This is a genomic window from Rossellomorea orangium, from assembly GCF_019334305.1.
Lineage (GTDB): Bacteria > Bacillota > Bacilli > Bacillales > Bacillaceae_B > Rossellomorea.
In genome coordinates this window covers 14,882-33,693 of the sequence record NZ_JAHWGH010000005.1, presented here as the reverse complement: position 1 = coordinate 33,693, position 18,812 = coordinate 14,882, and the positions used below count along the sequence as shown (strand labels likewise).

Annotated in this window: 18 protein-coding genes; 16 read left to right on the top strand and 2 right to left on the bottom strand. The window is 43.8% G+C overall.

Annotated elements, in window-relative coordinates; genetic code table 11:
* The first annotated feature begins 41 nt into the window (after positions 1-41).
* The 6 genes from KYJ26_RS02035 to KYJ26_RS02010 all read left to right on the top strand — a co-directional run bounded on the left by KYJ26_RS02035 (position 42) and on the right by KYJ26_RS02010 (position 7,245).
* Positions 42-1,181, top strand: coding sequence for a DUF445 domain-containing protein (locus tag KYJ26_RS02035; RefSeq protein ID WP_219165689.1), 1,140 nt, complete (start codon positions 42-44; stop codon positions 1,179-1,181).
* An 86-nt stretch (positions 1,182-1,267) separates the two neighbouring features.
* On the top strand, positions 1,268-1,621 hold the full coding sequence (locus KYJ26_RS02030) for a YlbF/YmcA family competence regulator (RefSeq protein ID WP_034763247.1): 354 nt from the start codon (positions 1,268-1,270) through the stop codon (positions 1,619-1,621).
* Between the two features lie 417 nt (positions 1,622-2,038).
* A complete protein-coding gene (locus tag KYJ26_RS02025) occupies positions 2,039-2,908 on the top strand; it encodes a Cof-type HAD-IIB family hydrolase (protein WP_219165688.1) in 870 nt (289 codons plus the stop codon).
* 125 nt (positions 2,909-3,033) lie between these two features.
* Positions 3,034-4,530, top strand: coding sequence for a coproporphyrinogen III oxidase (locus tag KYJ26_RS02020; protein WP_219165687.1), 1,497 nt, complete (start codon positions 3,034-3,036; stop codon positions 4,528-4,530).
* A gap of 188 nt (positions 4,531-4,718) precedes the next feature.
* Complete coding sequence (locus tag KYJ26_RS02015; protein WP_219165686.1) at positions 4,719-6,332, top strand: long-chain fatty acid--CoA ligase; 1,614 nt, start codon at positions 4,719-4,721, stop codon at positions 6,330-6,332.
* A gap of 118 nt (positions 6,333-6,450) precedes the next feature.
* Entirely contained in the window at positions 6,451-7,245 is a 795-nt protein-coding gene (locus tag KYJ26_RS02010) for an enoyl-CoA hydratase (protein ID WP_219165685.1), read from the top strand.
* Positions 7,246-7,343: 98 nt separating this feature from the next.
* Here KYJ26_RS02010 and KYJ26_RS02005 read toward each other — a convergent pair whose 3' ends face one another.
* Entirely contained in the window at positions 7,344-7,529 is a 186-nt protein-coding gene (locus KYJ26_RS02005; protein WP_219165684.1) for a YhzD family protein, read from the bottom strand.
* Between the two features lie 173 nt (positions 7,530-7,702).
* Here KYJ26_RS02005 and KYJ26_RS02000 point away from each other — a divergent pair, with 173 nt between their 5' ends.
* The 7 genes from KYJ26_RS02000 to KYJ26_RS01970 all read left to right on the top strand — a co-directional run bounded on the left by KYJ26_RS02000 (position 7,703) and on the right by KYJ26_RS01970 (position 16,943).
* The gene (locus KYJ26_RS02000) at positions 7,703-8,602 is read left to right on the top strand and encodes an ABC transporter ATP-binding protein (RefSeq protein ID WP_219165683.1); all 900 of its coding nucleotides are present in this window, start codon (positions 7,703-7,705) and stop codon (positions 8,600-8,602) included.
* Positions 8,595-9,845, top strand: a complete 1,251-nt coding sequence (locus tag KYJ26_RS01995) for an ABC transporter permease (RefSeq protein ID WP_219165682.1) — start codon at positions 8,595-8,597, stop codon at positions 9,843-9,845. Before KYJ26_RS02000 ends, KYJ26_RS01995 begins: the two co-directional genes overlap by 8 nt.
* A gap of 141 nt (positions 9,846-9,986) precedes the next feature.
* Positions 9,987-11,195, top strand: coding sequence for a metallophosphoesterase family protein (locus KYJ26_RS01990; RefSeq protein WP_219165681.1), 1,209 nt, complete (start codon positions 9,987-9,989; stop codon positions 11,193-11,195).
* On the top strand, positions 11,192-14,161 hold the full coding sequence (locus KYJ26_RS01985; protein WP_219165680.1) for an ATP-binding protein: 2,970 nt from the start codon (positions 11,192-11,194) through the stop codon (positions 14,159-14,161). Before KYJ26_RS01990 ends, KYJ26_RS01985 begins: the two co-directional genes overlap by 4 nt.
* A 112-nt stretch (positions 14,162-14,273) precedes the next feature.
* A complete protein-coding gene (locus KYJ26_RS01980) occupies positions 14,274-15,503 on the top strand; it encodes an MFS transporter (RefSeq protein ID WP_374939746.1) in 1,230 nt (409 codons plus the stop codon).
* 200 nt (positions 15,504-15,703) lie between these two features.
* Positions 15,704-16,645 carry a 3'-5' exoribonuclease YhaM gene (yhaM, locus tag KYJ26_RS01975; protein ID WP_219165678.1) on the top strand — a complete coding sequence of 314 codons (942 nt, stop codon included), beginning with the start codon at positions 15,704-15,706 and terminating at the stop codon, positions 16,643-16,645.
* Positions 16,646-16,763: 118 nt separating this feature from the next.
* Positions 16,764-16,943 (top strand): sporulation YhaL family protein, encoded by a 180-nt coding sequence (locus KYJ26_RS01970; RefSeq protein ID WP_219165677.1) that lies wholly within the window; start codon positions 16,764-16,766, stop codon positions 16,941-16,943.
* 51 nt (positions 16,944-16,994) lie between these two features.
* Here KYJ26_RS01970 and KYJ26_RS01965 read toward each other — a convergent pair whose 3' ends face one another.
* Positions 16,995-17,948 (bottom strand): peptidylprolyl isomerase, encoded by a 954-nt coding sequence (locus KYJ26_RS01965; RefSeq protein ID WP_219165676.1) that lies wholly within the window; start codon positions 17,946-17,948, stop codon positions 16,995-16,997.
* A gap of 187 nt (positions 17,949-18,135) precedes the next feature.
* Between KYJ26_RS01965 and KYJ26_RS01960 the strand changes: the two genes are divergently transcribed.
* The 3 genes from KYJ26_RS01960 to KYJ26_RS01950 all read left to right on the top strand — a co-directional run bounded on the left by KYJ26_RS01960 (position 18,136) and on the right by KYJ26_RS01950 (position 18,616).
* On the top strand, positions 18,136-18,222 hold the full coding sequence (locus tag KYJ26_RS01960) for a YjcZ family sporulation protein (RefSeq protein ID WP_034763301.1): 87 nt from the start codon (positions 18,136-18,138) through the stop codon (positions 18,220-18,222).
* An 86-nt stretch (positions 18,223-18,308) separates the two neighbouring features.
* On the top strand, positions 18,309-18,392 hold the full coding sequence (locus tag KYJ26_RS01955) for a YjcZ family sporulation protein (RefSeq protein WP_032089274.1): 84 nt from the start codon (positions 18,309-18,311) through the stop codon (positions 18,390-18,392).
* Positions 18,393-18,520: 128 nt separating this feature from the next.
* Positions 18,521-18,616: a YjcZ family sporulation protein gene (locus KYJ26_RS01950; RefSeq protein WP_079534381.1), complete on the top strand. Its 96-nt coding sequence runs from the start codon at positions 18,521-18,523 to the stop codon at positions 18,614-18,616.
* The last annotated feature ends 196 nt before the right edge of the window (positions 18,617-18,812 follow it).

Sequence of the window (18,812 nt, the reverse complement as noted above, 5' to 3'; positions counted from 1 at the left end):
AAAATGTTCAAACGAAAGAAGTAGAAAAGGAAGGTGCACTCATGCTGGATGCTTTCATCCTCATATTATTCATGGTCATTGTCGGTGCCCTCATTGGAGGAGTCACCAATTCATTGGCGATAAAAATGTTATTTAGGCCGTATCGGGCATACTATATCGGGAAATTTAAAGTTCCCTTCACACCTGGGCTGATCCCGAAGCGCCGGGGGGAATTGGCGGAACAGCTTGGGAAAATGGTGGTGGACCATTTAATCACACCGGAAAGTCTTCAGAAAAAAGTGATGAATGACGATTTTCAAAAAGATGTGACTCGTTGGCTATCAGAAGAATTGCAACCGGTATTCACATCGGATAAAACGGTGAACGAATGGATGGACATCCTGCAAGTCCCCGTATCTTCTGAGCGGTTAAACGTATGGCTTGAGGAGTGGATCGCTGTCAAAATCAAGGATGCAAAAGCATCCTATACATCCCAGACCCTTGAAGAAGCTCTCCCTGAAAAGTGGCAGGAAAAAGTGGCAGAGAATATTCCAAGACTGGTTGACTTCATCGCAGGCCGGGCGGAAACTTATTTCACGAGCCCGGAAGGAAAGATGAAAGTGAAAATCATGATCGACGATTTCCTGAAGGAACGCGGTATGCTGGGGAATATGCTTGGAATGTTCTTAGGCAACACGTCGGTTGCGGATAAAGTACAACCTGAAATCGTGAAGTTCATCAAGCATGAAGGAACACAGGAAATCCTGTTTAACCTCTTGACGAAAGAGTGGTCGAAGCTGAAACAGATGAAACTGGAAGAATTCATCGACCGATTGCCTGAAGAAGACTTGATCATGACGGCCCAAACCTCCATTGTCAAACTCGTCAACATCGAAGAACATCTATCCAAGCCGCTCGGCCACTGGCTCGAGCCGCACAAGCAAGCCTTCTTCCAAACCCAGCTCCCTAAATGGGTGGATAGAGGGACGGACCTCTTATCCAGGAAGATTCCGAACCTGATGGAGAAGATGCATCTTCAGCAAATCGTGCAGGAGCAGGTAGAATCCTTCTCAGTAGGCAGGTTGGAAGAACTTGTACTTGGCATTTCACGTAGAGAATTCAAGATGATCACATATCTCGGGGCATTGCTCGGGGGAGTGATCGGGATTATCCAAGGTATTATCGCTCTATTGATATCCTGATTTACGCTCGTTTAAGGGTCCTTCCTAGAAATCCTCACTATTGTTTGTTATAGTGAGGGAGAGTGAAATTATAGGAGGTACGTATTTTGGCTATTAACTTATACGATCAAGCAAACGAATTAGAAAGTGCATTGCGTCAAAGCGATGAATTTCTACAACTGAAAAAAATGTATGATGAAGTAAACAATGACGAATCTGCTAACAAGATGTTTGAAAACTTCAGAAACATTCAAATGACACTTCAACAAAAACAAATGAGCGGTGAAGAAATCTCTCAGGAAGAAGTGGAGCAGGCTCAAAAGACAGCTCAACTTGTTCAACAGCATGAGAAAATCGCGAAGCTAATGGAAGCTGAGCAACGCATGAGCATGGTCATCAATGACTTAAACAAAGTCATCATGAAGCCGCTTGAAGAGCTTTACGGTTCTATGCAAAAATAATAAGTGTTGAATAGGGACCGACTTCCTGATGGGGAGTCGGTTTTTTTATTGGTTGTTGTCTGGTTCTGGTGATTGTTTTTCCGATATTTGTTAAAAATACGCAATTAAGGTCGGAAATGACGCATTAAAATAAAAAATGACGCAATTAAGTTGAAAATGACGCAATTAATAATAAAATGACGCAATTAACGTCCCGTCAAACACATATACATTCTCCAAACGTCCCGATATAAGAAATATCGTAATGGAATTTCCCTTAACCCCAGTTTCAACCCTTTTTTTCTAAGCTGTTCAACGATCCAAGCCTCCATTCATGACGGGGGCATCATTTCCTATCCCGCTCCTTGTCATATTTGTCTATCCTCCTTCATAAAAGTAAAGAAAGGGAGTAGACAACATATAGGGGGGACACCAAAGATGATCTATCGAATGATGGCTTTGAATATTGATGGCACCATCGTGAATGAAAACGGAAAAATTGCGAAGGAAACGAAGGAAGCAATTGAGTACGTTCAAGATAAAGGGGTTCCGGTCACATTGGTCACCAGCAGGAGCTTTGCATCCGCAAAAAAAGTTGCCAAAGCCCTGAAGCTTGACAGTCCGATCGTGACACATAGTGGAGCTTATATCGCTGGAGAGCTTGAAAAGCCGATGTATGTGAAAAAGATTGCCGAGGATATTACGTATGAAATTGTTCAATTTCTGGAAGGCTTCTCAAGCCAGATACACCTTTCCCATGAAAAGCGTTCCATCGTAGGAAAAGCCAATACACAGGCCAGGGAGATGGCAAAGGTTTCATGGCAGCGGGAATCGAAACTACTTTACAGTAAACAGTTTGTGGACCGTGTAAGCGATCATCTTCTGGAGAATCCGATGTCTGTACCAAAAATCTCCGTAGTCATGGAACATAGGGAGGATGTATGGGATGTTGTCGCTTCTTTAAAAGGTATGTATGAAGAAGTGGATGCCATTCCGACATCTGATTATAAATTGGATATCGTGCCGAAGGGTGTATCCAAGCTCCGTGGATTGATGTATCTTTCTGAAAGGCTCGGCGTGAAGAAGGATCAAATCGTGATGGTCGGTTCAGGTATAGATGATATCGATTGCATGACATGCTCAGGGCTTGGCGTCGCTATGGGAGATTCCCCTCCCCAAGTGCGGGCTGCGGCAAACTGGATCACCCGCAGCCAGGTTGAAAAAGGGATTCCGTACTTTGTGACTGAGCTGTTTCGAAAACAGCATCCCATCCCATTCCTGAAAAAAATGAATATCATAAAATCGTAATGAAAGGCCCCCGCATTTAATGCGGGGGTTTGTTTTTATAATGCCAAAGTACCGACCATTGACCATTTCCACCCCTTTCTGTACACTTATAAAAGCTTATTAGTTTTGTGAAAGGTGATTACAACGTGAATGTTTTGATAAAAGGAATCGAGGATGAGCGTTTTGAACGCCCCCTGCGATTGATAGCCAATTTATTCTTTGAAGAGACTCAGGTTCATTTCGGTTCATGTGACAATGCTGACCTTCAAGTCCATATAGAACTTTCTACAGCTGAAAAAATAGAAGCGGCAGCCGTATTAACGGAATCCTCAAAAGTACAATCGTACAGTGCCCATTATGAACATGAGTGGACTCCGTATGAAAATGAGAAAGAGCGCTTTAAACAACTGAAAACCGCCGTTTCCCATGTTTATTTAAATGTTCTTCAAGATCTGACTGAAATCAGGCAGAAGTGGGGGATTTTAACGGGTATCCGGCCGACGAAGCTCTTGCATAAGCAGACACAGCTCGGGGTCCCAAAAGAGGAGATCCATGAAAAATTGAAAAAAGAATACCTCATTACAGATGAAAAGATCGATCTTATGCAAAACATCGTCGATCGTCAGCTTTCTGTCGTGCCGGATCTTTATGATCTTCAGCATGAAGTGAGTATTTATATTGGTATCCCGTTCTGCCCGACCAAATGTGCTTACTGTACTTTTCCTGCATACGCGATACTGGGTAAACAAGGTCGTGTCGATTCGTTCCTTGCAGGACTTCACTACGAAATCCAGGAAATGGGACGCTGGATGAAGGAAAAAAATATTAAAATAACGACCATTTATTATGGCGGCGGTACTCCAACCTCCATCACGGCAGAAGAAATGGATGCTCTGTATGAAGAGATGTACCGATCCTTCCCTGATGTCGATAAAGTAAGGGAAGTGACAGTCGAGGCAGGAAGACCCGATACGATTTCCGAGGATAAATTAGAGGTGCTCAACAAGTGGAATATCGACCGGATTTCCATCAACCCTCAATCGTACACCCAGGAAACGTTAAAAGCGATCGGCCGTCATCACACAGTAGAAGAAACCATTGATAAGTTTCATTTATCCCGCAGTATGGGAATGAACAATATCAATATGGATTTGATCATCGGACTTCCCGGTGAAGAGCTTCCCGAACTTCAGCACTCATTGGATGAAACCGAGAAGCTCATGCCGGAATCGTTGACAGTTCATACTCTGTCCTTTAAAAGAGCGTCTGAAATGACGAAGAACAAAGACAAATACAAAGTAGCTGACCGGCATGAAATTGGTAAGATGATGAACCTTGCTGAAGAGTGGACAAAGGAACACGGCTATGAACCTTACTATTTATACCGCCAAAAAAATATCCTTGGTAACTTAGAGAACGTAGGTTATGCCCTTCCCGGACAGGATAGCATCTATAACATCATGATCATGGAAGAAGTCCAAACGATCATCGGCATCGGCTGCGGGGCGGCAAGTAAATTCATTGATCCGAAGACTGGTAAGATCACGCATTTTGCCAATCCGAAAGAACCGAATGCCTATAATCTTGGATTCAAGGAGTATACTGAAAAGAAAATTAAGATATTAAATGACTTATTCTCATAACAAAGAGGGTGCCCTGATAGCTTATGCTAAAGGGACACCCTTTTTTTTATACAACCTACTCGGTCATTACCCGAATTTTTCGATAATACTAAAAGGAATAATTAAAGGAAGGGGAGAATTAGTTAGATAGACATAGAAAATCAAACACTTATTGGAAGCGCTTACTATATTGAGGGGAGAGATTGAGTATGATGCAAACACCTCTGCTTTTGACACAAATGATTGAACGAGCTGAAAAGTATTTTCCTAAGAAAGAAATCGTTTCCCGTACAGAGTCCGGCATAACCCGCCTTACATACAAACAGTGGGCTGAACGGACGAGAAGACTCGCAAGTTCCTTGTCAAAACTAGGAATCGAAGAAGGGGATAAAGTAGGGACGCTTGCCTGGAATCATCACCGTCACCTGGAAGCGTACTTTGCCATTCCGTGCAGCGGAGCTGTCCTACATACGATCAACATCCGCTTATCGCCACAGCACATCTCTTACATCATCAACCATGCCGGGGATCAAGTATTGCTCATAGACCCTGATGTCGTTCCACTCATTGAAAAAATCAAAGACCAGATCCCGACAGTCAAAGCATTCATTGTCATGACCGATGGGGATTTGCCCGAGACGACTCTGGAGCCCGTATATCATTATGAACGATTATTGGAAGAGGAGGACCCGACTTTCCCATTCCGTACAGACATTGATGAGAATTCTCCTGCAGGGATGTGTTACACCTCAGCTACGACCGGTAATCCTAAAGGAGTCATTTATTCTCATAGAGGGATTGTGTTGCACGCAATGGCTCTTGGCCTCGCTGATACGACGGGAGTCAGTGAAAGAGATGTTGCCCTGCCTGTGGTACCGATGTTCCATGTGAATGCATGGGGAATGCCTTTCGCATCGGTGTGGTTCGGCACGAAGCAGGTTCTTCCCGGACCATATTTCACCCCGGGACTTCTTGCAGAGCTCATGCAGGATGAAAAAGTGACCATTTCAGCAGGCGTTCCAACGATTTGGCTTGGGCTTCTTAATGAATTGGAAAAGAATGAATACGATCTTTCCAGTCTCCGCTCGATTTTATGTGGGGGATCAGCTGCGCCTAAAGGCATGATTCGAACATTTGAAGAGAAGTTCGGCATTCCGTTCATGCATGCATATGGAATGACCGAGACAAGCCCGCTTGCTGTCATTGCTTCTTCCAAAAGCTATCATGATGATCTTTCAGCTGAAGATAAGCTCGAACTGAAAGCAAAGCAGGGAATCCTTGTACCGGGGTTGGATATGAAAATCGTCGGCAAAGACGGTGAGGTAGCCTGGGATGGTGTCGAAATGGGGGAACTGGCATTAAGAGGACCGTGGATTGCCTCGGAATATTATGAGGATGAAAGAACAAAGGATGCATTCCGGGATGGCTGGCTGTACACGGGAGATGTCGTTACCATAGATGAAGAGGGATACATCAAGATTGTGGATCGGACAAAGGACCTCATCAAATCTGGTGGGGAATGGATCTCTTCTGTGGATCTAGAGAATGCCCTCATGGCCCATGAGCATATTTTTGAAGCTGCTGTCGTTGCGGTGCCGCACGAAGAATGGCAGGAACGGCCGGTTGCCTGTGTTGTCCTAAAGGAATCCGGAAAAGGAATGGTGACAAAGGAAGACGTCATGGATTTCCTGAAACCGCAGTTTGCGAAATGGTGGCTGCCGGATGAGATTCTGTTCCTTGAAGAAATTCCAAAGACGTCAGTGGGGAAATTTTTAAAGAGAGCTCTCCGGGATCAGGTTCAAGATCAAATAAAGCAAATTTGAGTATTCGGGGGGAGGTCGGCTGAATGCCGGTCTCTCTTTTGAATTATTGCACTTTTCTAAAAAAACATTCCTGTAATGAGAGACATGCGCTATGATAATAGAAAGGGGAGGGATTATTTTGACAGTGTCAAATCAATATGAAACAGTAAAATTACATAAAGAGGGGAAAGTGGCGAGGCTATTGTTGAATCGGCCTCAGTCCCTGAATGCATTGGACGCTCGTCTTATGGAAGAGCTGCTGGCAGCCCTTAAAGAGGTGAAAAGTGATCCATCGATTTCTTTGTTGATCCTGACGGGGGAAGGAAAGGGGTTTTCTTCCGGGGGAGATATTAAGTCCATGCTCCAATTAAGTGGCGAGGAGCAGTTCTCAGGAATTATGGATACAATTAGTGAACTGGTGATGACTTTATACTCAATGCCGAAAGTGGTCCTGACAGGCATCCACGGAGCGGCTGCGGGGCTTGGACTGAGTCTCGCACTGGCTTCGGATTATATTCTGTGTGAAGAAGACAGCAAGCTTGCCATGAACTTTATCGGAATTGCCTTGATCCCTGATGGGGGCAGTCATTTCCTTCTGGAAGAGCGCCTGGGAGCACATAAAGCAAAACGGTTGATATGGAACGGCAAAGTATTTGAAGGGCAGGAAGCCTTGATGAAAGGCCTTGTCGATGAAGCCATTCCTTCAGGTAAATTGGAGGAAGGGATAGCGCGATATACCAAACAGGTATTAAGTGCGCCGACGAAAGCCATGTTGAAAACGAAAGAAGTGTATGTAGCCCTGAACAAAGAAAGGTTGCAGCATGCACTGGATCTGGAGAAGGAAGGTCAGTGGCTCATGCGCCAAACATCCGACCATAAAGAAGGCATTCAAGCTTTCGTGGAAAAAAGAAGACCCCAATTCAAGGGTGAATGAAATACATGTGAACCTGCCTGAATGGTAGGTTCCTTTTTTCGTAATACACAATAAAAAAATGCATCACAGACAAAAACGCCTGTAATGCAAAAAAGATCTTATACGTGAAACAATAACAGTTTCCCGAGGGGGGATGTGCAGCGATGTGTGTGCTCGCTGTATCCTTTTTCCTCGAGCATCGATTCGCCCATTTTCTTTGCGTCGCTGTCAGATGAAGCTTCGAATGATTCATCCAGTATTTTTTTTCCGTCACTCTCAAATACTGTCAATTTGTATACTTTCATTGTTAATACCCCTTTGTATTAAAATAATGTACTACTATATTTTTTCATACTATCTTTTTTTTGGGAAGTCTAAATTGTTTGATAATGAAAAAGGGTGGAAAATGAAACCTTTTCTAGATGAAATCGTAGAGTACTAGAGAAAAGGATGACGCAACAGGAGGGAGAAGCGAAACATGAGTTTAAAAATACAACAGGTAACCAAAAGGTTTGGGAATTTTACAGCGGTAGATGAGCTGTCACTTGAGATCCCCCCGAGTGAGATGTTTGGATTCCTCGGAGCGAATGGCGCCGGGAAAACGACGACCTTTCGAATGGTGTTGGGATTGTTGGATGCAACAGAAGGCAGGATTACGTGGAACGGGAAAGGGATTGATTATTCCACCAGTCCTGAAATCGGATATCTACCGGAAGAAAGAGGACTCTACCCTAAGATGAAGGTGAGCGATCAAATCGTCTATCTGGCACGTCTTCGGGGAATGGAGAAAAGAGAGATCCTGAAGGAGTTAACCATTTGGCTGGAGCGGTTCAATGTTCCTCAGTACCTTAACAAGAAAGTCGAGGAGCTGTCCAAAGGAAATCAGCAGAAAATACAATTCATCGCCTCGGTCATCCACAAGCCGAAACTCTTAATACTGGACGAACCATTCAGCGGTCTTGATCCGGTGAATGTTGAGTTATTGAAGGACGCCGTCAGGGAGATCAAGAAAAGCGGGACAACGATCGTATTTTCAAGTCATCGGATGGAGCATGTGGAGGAACTTTGTGAGAGTCTGTGTATCATGCATAAAGGACGTCCGGTTGTGCATGGTGGTCTGAAGGAAATTAAACGTTCCTTTGGAAAGAAGAATGTAGTGATCCATGCAGATTTTGACCTGACGTATCTAAAAGACCTCCATGGCGTGACGAAGCTTAAAGAAACAACCGAAGGAGTCCTTCTGCAGGTGGAATCGGAGACAGCAGCACAAGGAGTTTTCCACGATGTCGTACAAAAAGGTTTCCTGCGTAAATTCGAATTAGAGGAACCGTCCTTGAATGATATTTTTATAGAAAAGGTGGGAACCTCTTATGAATAATTTCTTCTTGATCCTGGGTCACTCGTATATGTCAAAACTTAAGGCTAAATCCTTTATCATTTCAACGGTCATCATTGCCGCAGCCCTTGTACTGCTGGCCAATTTCGACAGTGTGATCTCAAGCTTCACCGATGATGAAGGAAGCAAGATAGCGGTTCAGGACGAAACGGGTAAGCTATATGACCCACTCGTTCAGCAGTTGGAGACAATGGATAGTGAGATTCAGTTAGTACCTTCCTCTGGGTCAACGGAAGAATTGGAGAAGAAGATTGAGTCAGAAGAGCTGAAAGGTTTACTGTTATTAAGCGAAAATGGGGACGGACTGCCGAAAGCGCTGTACAAATCCAATTCATTATCGGAGTCTGCAGTAACGGGAGAATTGCAGATCGCCTTGCAGAATATTAAATCCGCCCAAGCCGCAAGTAAGCTGGAACTTTCAGGTGAAGAGCTCTCGCTGTTAAGCGGCCCGGTTGAATTCGAGAAAGAAGCCCTCGTTGAAGGTGCCAAATCGGAGGAAGAATTGAGTCAGGCAAGAGGCATTGTTTATGTGCTATTATTCTTCATTTATTTCTCTGTCATAGCTTATGCCAATATGACGGCTATGGAAGTCGCGACGGAGAAAAGTTCAAGGGTCATGGAAATCCTCATTTCAAGTGTGTCACCAGTGAAACAAATGTTTGCGAAGATCATCGGGATCGGTCTGGCAGGTTTGACTCAATTGGGAGTTATCCTTGGTGTAGGCTACTTTACCCTGATCCGCAAGAAGGATGAACTGGTAGGAGGATTCTTTGATGGATTTGGATTTGAATCCTTATCAGTAAGTGTCATCATTTATGCCGTTGTCTTCTTTTTGCTGGGGTACTTCCTGTATGCAACCCTTGCAGCCTTATTGGGATCACTTGTGAGCCGAATCGAAGATGTCCAGCAGATGATCATGCCGATGACTTTCCTGATCATGATCGGATTCTTCATTTCGATGTTTGGCCTCGGGAATCCGGAATCAGGCTTTGTCACGGTAACGTCTTATATCCCCTTCTTCACACCGATGGTCATGTTCCTCCGGGTCGGTATGTTGAATCTGCCGTTGTATGAACCAATCATCGGGATTGTGCTCCTTCTTTTGACCATCGTCCTGTTGGGTGTTTTCGGTGCACGCGTTTATCGAGGTGGGGTCCTTCTGTACGGTAAATCCAATTCGTATAAAGATATTAAGAAAGCGATCGATCTTACATCGAAGAAATAAGATAAAGGCTGACTCCTTCATAAGGAGCAGCCTTTTTTCCTTTAAACGCTAAATTGTGAATACATACTGAAATGTTCACCGGTTTTAGGATATAATGGAGGAATATAAGAACGTATATTCGTAGTGCAGGGAGGGAGCTTCATGGGGAGTATCCGATTTTTTCATGTAGCAGATTTACATTTAGACAGTCCGTTTATGGGACTGAAACATTTACCCAAAGAAGTGTTTGAACGAATACATAATAGCACCTTTGCTTCTTTTGAAAAAGTAGTGAAAGAAGCAATTGAAAGGCAAATCGACTTTATGATCATCAGCGGGGATTTGTTTGATGAAGAAGACAGGAGCATAAGGGCTCAGGCAAAATTATTGAAACAATTTCATCTGCTGGATTCAAATGATATTCCTGTTTATGTCGTGCACGGGAACCATGATCACCTGGGAAGCCATCGCTTAGAGCTTGATATGCCGGATAATATACATATATTTCACGAAAATACAGAAGTGAAACAGTTCATCACCAAGAATGGTGAAACAGTGGATATAGTAGGCTTCAGCTATGGGTCAAGGCATATTAGAGAAAGAAGAATCGGGGAATACCCCAAAGCGGTTGCCGGGCGTTACACGATAGGAGTCCTTCATGGAAGTGAAGGGAGCATCGATTCGTCTCATGAGACGTACGCCCCTTTTACGATAGGTGAACTGGTGGAGAAGAACTACCATTACTGGGCACTTGGGCATATTCATGAACGGCGTATCTTACATGAAGAACCTTTTATCGTCTATCCCGGAAACATTCAGGGAAGGCACCGCAAGGAAAAGGGTGATAAAGGCTGTTATGAAGTCGTATTGGATGGGCATCATACAGAGCTGTCGTTTATAGCTACCCACGACTTGTTATGGGAAACATGTACTGTCTCCCTACAAGGTATCAAGCGGTTTGGTGAGGTGTTTCAGCGGATTCAACAGGCAATGGAATCTCTTAGTGGTGAAAGTTTAATTGAAATCGTTGTTACAGATGAAGATTCACTGCCCTGGGAGATGAGGAACAGGATCGAGAATGGCGAGCTTCTTGAGGCGATTCAGTCCGATTTTGAAAGCCATGGGGTATTGAGATGGGTTCACTCCATTCGCCTGTCTTCTCGTACATCGGGTCTCAGGGAACAGGATCCATTTATACAGGAAGTGATCTTAACCCTTGAAAGCATGGAAGGAGAAGAATGGAAGGAAGCCATGGCAGAACTGTATGAGCATCCGTCCATCTATCGCTTTCTGTCCCCCTTGGAAGAAGATGAAAAGAGTTCCTTAAAACGGGAAGCGAAGCACTTACTGAGCGGTGGTGATCGAAATTGAAATTGATAGAACTTCATATTTACGGATATGGAAAAATAGTAAACAAGCATTATTCGCTAAGCGATCTTCAATTATTCTACGGAGAAAACGAAGCAGGAAAATCGACAATCATGTCATTCATTCACAGCATTCTATTCGGTTTTCCAACGAAACAGCAAACCTTATTGAGATACGTTCCGAAATCATCGACAGAGTATGGCGGGAAAATCCTATGTCAAATCGAGGGTCAGGGAATGGTAAGCATCGAGCGTATCAAAGGGAAGGCTTCTGGTGACGTTACCGTCCAATTTGAAGACGGGAGAATGGAAGGAGAAGAATCCCTCCAACATTTGCTCGGTAAAATGGACCGGACCACCTATCAAAACATATTTTCCTTCAACTTGGATGGCCTTCAAAACATCCAGCGCCTCAAAAAGGAAGAACTGAACCGGTATCTCTTCACAGCAGGCTCATCAGGGACGGATCTCCTATTGAAGCTTGCTCAGGATTGGCAGAAAGAAAGAGAGCAGCTGTTTAAGAAATCAGGCAGAAAACCAAAGATCAATCAGGCATTATCCGAATTAAAGGCGCTTGAAAAGCAGGTAAGGGAAGAAAAGGAGAAAAATGATCAGTACATGCCCCTCATAGCCAGACGCCGATCATTGGAGTCGGACATTTCCTCCATGGAAAAGGAAAAGGAGATCCTCTCTGAAAAAAGGGGGAATCTGGTTTCCGTTAGTGAAAATTGGGATACCCTTATTCAGTTCAAAGAAGTGGAAGAACGCATTTCACAGTTAGAAGGCATTGAATTCCCTGCTAAAGGTTTAGAGAGACTGAACAAGATGAAAGTGGAGGAAAGACAAACGTCCGCTTACCTTGAAACCCTTATAAAAAAACAAGCAAAACTCAAACAGAAATTAGAAGAGGAAGATCTCGATCTGAGCTTGAGAGAGGATATTCCATTTATAGAAAAAGTATTATCAGAGCAAACTTTTTACCTAAAATGGAGAGAAGAAATCAGTGAGCGAGGCAGAGAACTGAAAATGGTGCAAAGCCAAATCAAGGACACGATCAGGGAATTGGGACTGCATATCGAGATGGAAGAAATCCCTGCACTGAATACAAGCCTTATGATGTCTGAGAACATCCATCAAGCATTGGAGCGCCAATCGAAACTCCTTCATGAGCGTGAGAGTTTGTATAAACTTCAAGACGATGAAGCAGAAGAGCTTCAAGCTATCGAAAAAAAATGCGAACTTCTGGAAAACCAGTTGATGGAAGAAGACGAATTTCAAGAGTTACAACGGAAGGTCAAAGCAGACTCTGGAAAGCAATCCACATGGGAACAGATGAAGTGGATGAACATGCAAGTCAAAGAGTCAGAAGAAAATTATCGTAGAAAAAAAGCTTCTTTCTCTTATCAGATGCTAATAAGCGGTGGATTACTTCTGATTTTATTAGGACTGGGTGCGTGGGGGATCTTGTCGGGGAGTTGGATTGTGACAGGGATGAGCTTACTGTTTCTGATTGCAGTAGGAGTAACAGGCTTACAGTCACGGAGGAACCTCCACAATGAATCCCTCACCATCAATAAACTTAAGACTAAGGCAAAAGAGCTCCAACCGGAAGGAGAGACGGAGTATGTATCTCATGAGTTGGCGGAACAAAGCTTCAAAGAACAAATGGAATACCGAAACGAATGGAAACAGCGCATCCTTTCATTAGAAGAGCAGGAAAGGAAAATGCAGAAAGTGCATGAGAGGAAGGAAGAGAATGAGAAGGCAATCGCCCTGGGAGAAGAAAGGCTGACTCACCTGAAAAGGGAGTTATGCCTGCCTGCGGATTTCCATTGGAAGTGGCTCCGTGATGCTTTTGCGAAAATGAAAGAATTAGTCTCCAACTATGAAACGTTTATCCATTTATCTGAAGAAGAGGCTTATACTGCAAGGAAGTTGGATGAATACAAAGAAGAGTGCCGGAAATGGTTCCACCGCCGCTCACTCCCGTTCACAACAATGGACGAAGCCTTGATTCAAATGGAAAGAATCATACAGGATTTAGAGAAACGTCAGCTCGTAACTGAAAATATTGCCGCGGAATTAGAACCTTTGTCCTTGGAAATCGACAAGCTTACTAATGAAGTCAGAAAGATTCAAGATGACATTCTGGTCCTTATCAAGGAAGCAGGCTGTACCGGTGAAGTGGAATTCCGGGAGATGGCCCTCCGGGTAGAGGAACTCACCGAGCTCTGTTCTCAATATAAGGGGCTGAAAACAAGATTGCCCCAGAGGACCCTCGACTCGTTCATGGAGTTTGAATCAATGGAAGAAAGCAGGAAGGAATTGACCAGAGTCGTACAATCCATTGAAAGTCTCTCGAGCAACCTGTCTGCAAGTCAAAAAGAGCTTGCCTCCCTTTCATATGAAATCAAAACATTAGAGGAAGGAAAGAGCTTTTCTGCTATCCTTCAAGAATTCCAAAGCAAAAAAGCCGAGCTTCAGGAACTTGCCCTTGAATGGTCCAAATATACATTGGCTGGGGCCTCCTTAAAGAAAACCATGGACCTGTATCAGAAAACCAAAATGCCAAAAGTCATGCAGCTTGCAGAAGAAAACTTCAAAGAAATGACGGAAGGGCACTATCACCGTGTTTTCTTATTGGAAGATGAAATGGTCAAAGTTGAGAGGACGGATGGGATCGTCTTTCATGCAGTCGAGCTCAGTCAGGGAACGAAAGAGCAGCTATTCATATCGATCCGCTTCGCTCTTATTCAAACAATGGGTGACAAATATTCTTTGCCTGTTCTGATTGATGATGGAGTAGTCAACTTTGATCTGAACAGAACACAGGCATTTCTTAGACTCCTGAGAAAAGTGGCAACGGACCACCAGGTGTTATTTTTCACCTGCCACCCTCATATTAAACAGTCGTTCCTTGAGGATGAGGTGATCAAATTAGAGCGTACCGAATCCATCAGGACTACATGAATCAAATGGATTTCCATTAGCATTAGTATCCTTTATTGGTTACAATATACAAGGAGTTTGTTTTGGGCATCCAATCCGTTATAACCATACATCTGAGTGTTGAGAGAAATGAGTGCCAGAAAGAAGGAATACATCAATGACAAAATCAAAAGGGTGGAAACGGAATCGAGGTCCACTTGCGTTACTTAGTTTTAACCTTTTCATCGTTATGGTTGGAATCGGCCTCGTCATTCCGATCCTGCCATTCTACGTAGAAAAATTCAATGCCGATGCCCAGACCCTCGGAGCTTTGGTGGCTGTATTTGCTTTTATGCAGTTCCTATTTGCACCAGTTTGGGGTCGTTTATCCGACCGGATCGGACGGAAACCTTTAATTACCATCGGCCTGATCGGCTTTGCCATCGCTGAATTCATTTTCGCTTTTGCCGTGGGATTATGGATGCTCTTTCTATCAAGGATCCTGGCCGGGGTCTTTGGTTCAGCATTAATGCCGACTGCCATGGCCTATGTGTCCGATGTCACGGATGAAGATAATCGTGGCCGGGGAATGGGTATACTTGGAGCCGCCATGGGGCTCGGTATCGTTATAGGACCAGGAATCGGAGGATGGCTGGCAGAGATCAATCTCTCTTATCCATTCATCTTTGCTGGTGTGGCGGCATCGATAGCAGCCATCGTTTCGGTCATCATTTTACCGGAATCCTATCCGAAGGAAAAAAGGACATATGATCCGGATGAGAAACGGGAAAATCGATTCGTTGTCATGAAGAATGCCGTGATGAGTCCGGTTGGCTTCCTATTGATCCTCGTGTTCATCATGAGCTTCGGACTTGCCAACTTTCAATCGATCTTCAGCTACTATGCATTGGAGCGGTACGGGTATGGGCCACAGCAGGTCGGGATCATCATACTAATAATCGGTATCATAGGTACCCTCGTCCAGGGAGTCGGCGTGGGGAGGGCGACAAAACGGTTCGGAGAAGAAAAAGTAGTGACCTGGTCATTACTTTTGAGTGCAGTAGGGTTTATCATCATGAACTTTGCCACTGATTTTACCGGTGTCCTCTTAACGACGGCGGTCTTCTTTATCGGAAACTCCATGCTCCGGCCTTCTCTGAATTCCCTGATTTCTAAGTTGGCCGGAAAAAGGCAGGGTACCGTGATGGGGCTGAATAACTCGTTTCTCAGTTTAGGGAACGTAGCTGGCCCATTGCTTGCAGGCACATTATTTGAATGGGATATCCATATCCCTTACTACTTTGGTGCATTCATCATGCTGGTTGGCCTTCTAGCCACCAAAGTCTGGATCAGTAAAAAACAAAAAAGAGAATTAGTGAACTAACATAAAGCCGCCTCATCAGTTGAGGCGGCTTTTTTGTAATCATGCGAGGGACGGACCTTTAATGGTTGGCGTCATTCTATGACTCGGCGCCGAAACCTGGGACAACCAATTTTGACATGACCACTAGCCCTTTCCACGCTTCTTACACATTAAAATATGATATACTGGAACTACTATTATAGTTGGACGGAGGAGAAGATATGACAGGAATCACACAATTCAGTGTCGGTGAGACCATCGATTTACCACTTTTAATCAAGCAAATGACAAAAGGCACGACAAATACAGGAAAGCCGTTTTTAACGTTGATCCTGCAAGATAAAAGCGGAGACATGGAAGCAAAGCTTTGGGACGCTTCCGAGCAGGATGAGAAGGCTTATCAGCCTGAAACGATCGTAAGGGTCGTTGGTGATATTCATAGTTACCGTGGAAAGAATCAGCTTAAAATCAAGCAGATCCGACCGGCTTCACCAGCGGATGGATATGCCATTTCAGACTTCCTTGAAACCGCTCCTGTGAGCATAGATGAAATGACGAGTAAGATCACACAGTATATCTTTGAAATGAGAAACCCGAATATTCAACGCATCACGAGACACCTGATTAAAAAATATCAGAAGCCTTTCCTCGAATATCCGGCAGCTACAAAGAACCATCATGAGTTCGTTTCGGGTCTTGCGTATCACGTTGTATCCATGCTTGATTTATCCAAGGCCATTGCAGGACTATATCCTTCCCTTGATTCGGATCTTCTGTATGCAGGGGTGATCCTGCATGATCTTGGGAAAGTCATTGAACTGTCAGGACCAACTTCCACAACGTACACGATTGAAGGGAATTTGATCGGACACATCTCCATCATGGTGAATGAAATAGGTAAAGCGGCAGATGAACTGGGCATTGAAGGAGAAGAGGTCATGATCCTTCAACATCTCGTCCTTAGCCATCATGGAAAGGCCGAGTGGGGAAGTCCGAAGCCGCCGCTTATCCGTGAAGCGGAGGTTCTTCACTATATCGATAATGTAGATGCGAAGATGAATATGCTCGATCGTGCACTCCAACGGGTGAAGCCTGGAGAGTACACGGAAAGAGTATTCGCACTTGATAATCGTTCATTCTATAAACCCACGTTTCATAAATAAAGATTTCAAGAATCCGGTCCTATGATCGGGTTCTTTTTTCCATCTTGCGGTCATGTTTTCTCCCTTGTCCTCATATAATGTTCATTAAAGAGGACAAACCTATAAGGAGATGAAGCAAATGACATTGCCTATTTGGATGTATCTGGTTGTAGCAGGGATTTTCGGTAGTGCCTTTATGACGATAAAATCGGCCAAGGAAGAGAAGACGCTGGAAGATGAGTGGATTGAAAAAGAGGGAGAAGTTTATATACACCGGATGGAAGAGGAAAAAGAAAAGAGACGTCAACTGACATCATAATGTCATCATTAAAAAGGACGGAAGGCTTGCGTAGCCTTCCGTCCTTTTTGATTATTCAGCTTTGTCTGTTGCAGGAGCTTCGCCTTCAGGTGCAGGTGTTTCGCCGCCTTCAGGTGCTGCTGGAGGATTCAATACCTGGTCGAATGACTTTTTCAGATCTTTATCCTTGATGTTCAGATCAGCTTTTTCAATCTCTGCTTTCATGGCTTCCTGGATTTTTTGAGGATCCACTTTGGAAAGCTTCAGTTCTTTTTCGATTTCCTTTTTCATTTCGTCAAAGGATTTCTTTTCTTTTTTATCTGTCACTTCAATGATATGGTAGCCATATTCTGTCTTGATCTGCTCGCTCACTTTGCCTTTTTCAAGAGTGTCCAGAGCTTTTGAGAATTCAGGAACAAAGTTTTGACGGCCAGCATAGTCTACCCATCCTAAACTTCCGCCATTTTCAGCAGAACCCGGATCTGTTGAGTATTCTTTGGCAAGATCTTCGAATTTTGCACCATCAGCCAGCTTCTGTTTAACCTCTTTGGCTGTTTTTTCATCTTCTACAAGGATATGGCGAACTTTAATATCCGGCTTCCATTTCTCGTAGTATTCCTTTACTTCTTTATCCGTTACTTTCACATCGGAAATAGCGGCTTTTTCTTGAAGAAGTTGAAGTTTTAAGTATTGCTTGAACGACTTCTCGTCCAGGTTATATTGTTGTAAGAACATATCGAATTGAGGCCCCAATTGATCTTTCGCTTCGTTCAGCTTTTCATCAACTTCCTCTTTTGACACATCATACTTCTCTTCAAGGACTTTTGTATAAACCAGTTCCTGAAGGGCCTGTTCCATTTGTGGAGTGAATTTTTGCTTCATTGATTTGTAAAGTTCATCTTTTGTTACGTCTCCGGCTTTGGTTGTTGCAACAACGTCACTGTTTCCATCAGCACCGTCACCGCTGCATCCTGCGAGTCCTACCACTCCGGCAGCCAGTGATACTGAAATGATCCATTTTTTCATGGTGACCAACTCCTACACTATATTCGTTTGGTGGCTTGTCAAATTTCTACAAAACATACTATAACACACTTTTTCCATGAAAAAAAATATTTTCCAAACTAATCTTCAGAAAAATGGGCATTTTACACACCCATTTCCTAGGTTCCTTCATATGATAAGAGCGAAGAGAGAAAAGGAGGTAATAAATATGAGCTGTGGATACAATTCCGGATTCGCGTTAATCGTAGTGCTGTTCATCTTATTAATCATCGTTGGTGCCGCATATATTTACTAAAAAATTTAAATTTATGACATTAGCCTAAAACAAATGGCAGCTAACTTGAATAAGATAAAGTAGCGCTTCAAAGGAGGTGGAAAGTTATGGGTAATGCATACGGCGGAGGTTTCGCGTTAATCGTAGTATTGTTCATCCTATTAATCATTGTGGGTGCAGCATGGCTATAATTTTAGCCTCAGAGTTTAACTTTACCGGATACAGACTGTAAGAGGGGGCAATACCTAACGAAAGGCTGGCCCCTTTTGCTTCATATTCATCTGTAGATGCTTTTCATACATGAAAGGAGGAAGCGCATATGTCAGGTGCTTGCGGCGGGTACGGCGGAGGTTTCGCGTTAATCGTAGTTTTATTCATTTTGTTAATCATCATTGGTGCAGCATACGTTTGCTAATTTGAATAGATAAAAAAAGCAGATCCGAATTTTTTCGGATCTGCTTTTACATTTTCGGGGCTAGCCGCCTCTGCTTTTGATTGTCCAGCTCCGGCGGCTAGAGGCTCGAGGTCATAAGTTAACCCTACCAAAAAGGCAAAGAGCGCCTTTCCGGTAGGGTCACCTTATGCTTGTCGCCTCTAAACGAGCCGCCTCC

What these genes read in the sequence shown, in the direction of transcription:
- yhaM (WP_219165678.1), top strand. Translation starts at nt 15,704, where the DNA reads ATGACAGGAATCACACAATTCAGTGTCGGTGAGACCATCGATTTACCA.
- KYJ26_RS02035 (WP_219165689.1), top strand. Translation starts at nt 42, where the DNA reads ATGCTGGATGCTTTCATCCTCATATTATTCATGGTCATTGTCGGTGCC.
- KYJ26_RS01965 (WP_219165676.1), bottom strand. Translation starts at nt 17,948, where the DNA reads ATGAAAAAATGGATCATTTCAGTATCACTGGCTGCCGGAGTGGTAGGA.
- KYJ26_RS02000 (WP_219165683.1), top strand. Translation starts at nt 7,703, where the DNA reads ATGAGTTTAAAAATACAACAGGTAACCAAAAGGTTTGGGAATTTTACA.
- KYJ26_RS01995 (WP_219165682.1), top strand. Translation starts at nt 8,595, where the DNA reads ATGAATAATTTCTTCTTGATCCTGGGTCACTCGTATATGTCAAAACTT.
- KYJ26_RS01970 (WP_219165677.1), top strand. Translation starts at nt 16,764, where the DNA reads ATGACATTGCCTATTTGGATGTATCTGGTTGTAGCAGGGATTTTCGGT.
- KYJ26_RS02015 (WP_219165686.1), top strand. Translation starts at nt 4,719, where the DNA reads ATGATGCAAACACCTCTGCTTTTGACACAAATGATTGAACGAGCTGAA.
- KYJ26_RS01960 (WP_034763301.1), top strand. Translation starts at nt 18,136, where the DNA reads ATGAGCTGTGGATACAATTCCGGATTCGCGTTAATCGTAGTGCTGTTC.
- KYJ26_RS01955 (WP_032089274.1), top strand. Translation starts at nt 18,309, where the DNA reads ATGGGTAATGCATACGGCGGAGGTTTCGCGTTAATCGTAGTATTGTTC.
- KYJ26_RS01990 (WP_219165681.1), top strand. Translation starts at nt 9,987, where the DNA reads ATGGGGAGTATCCGATTTTTTCATGTAGCAGATTTACATTTAGACAGT.
- KYJ26_RS02005 (WP_219165684.1), bottom strand. Translation starts at nt 7,529, where the DNA reads ATGAAAGTATACAAATTGACAGTATTTGAGAGTGACGGAAAAAAAATA.
- KYJ26_RS02025 (WP_219165688.1), top strand. Translation starts at nt 2,039, where the DNA reads ATGATCTATCGAATGATGGCTTTGAATATTGATGGCACCATCGTGAAT.
- KYJ26_RS01950 (WP_079534381.1), top strand. Translation starts at nt 18,521, where the DNA reads ATGTCAGGTGCTTGCGGCGGGTACGGCGGAGGTTTCGCGTTAATCGTA.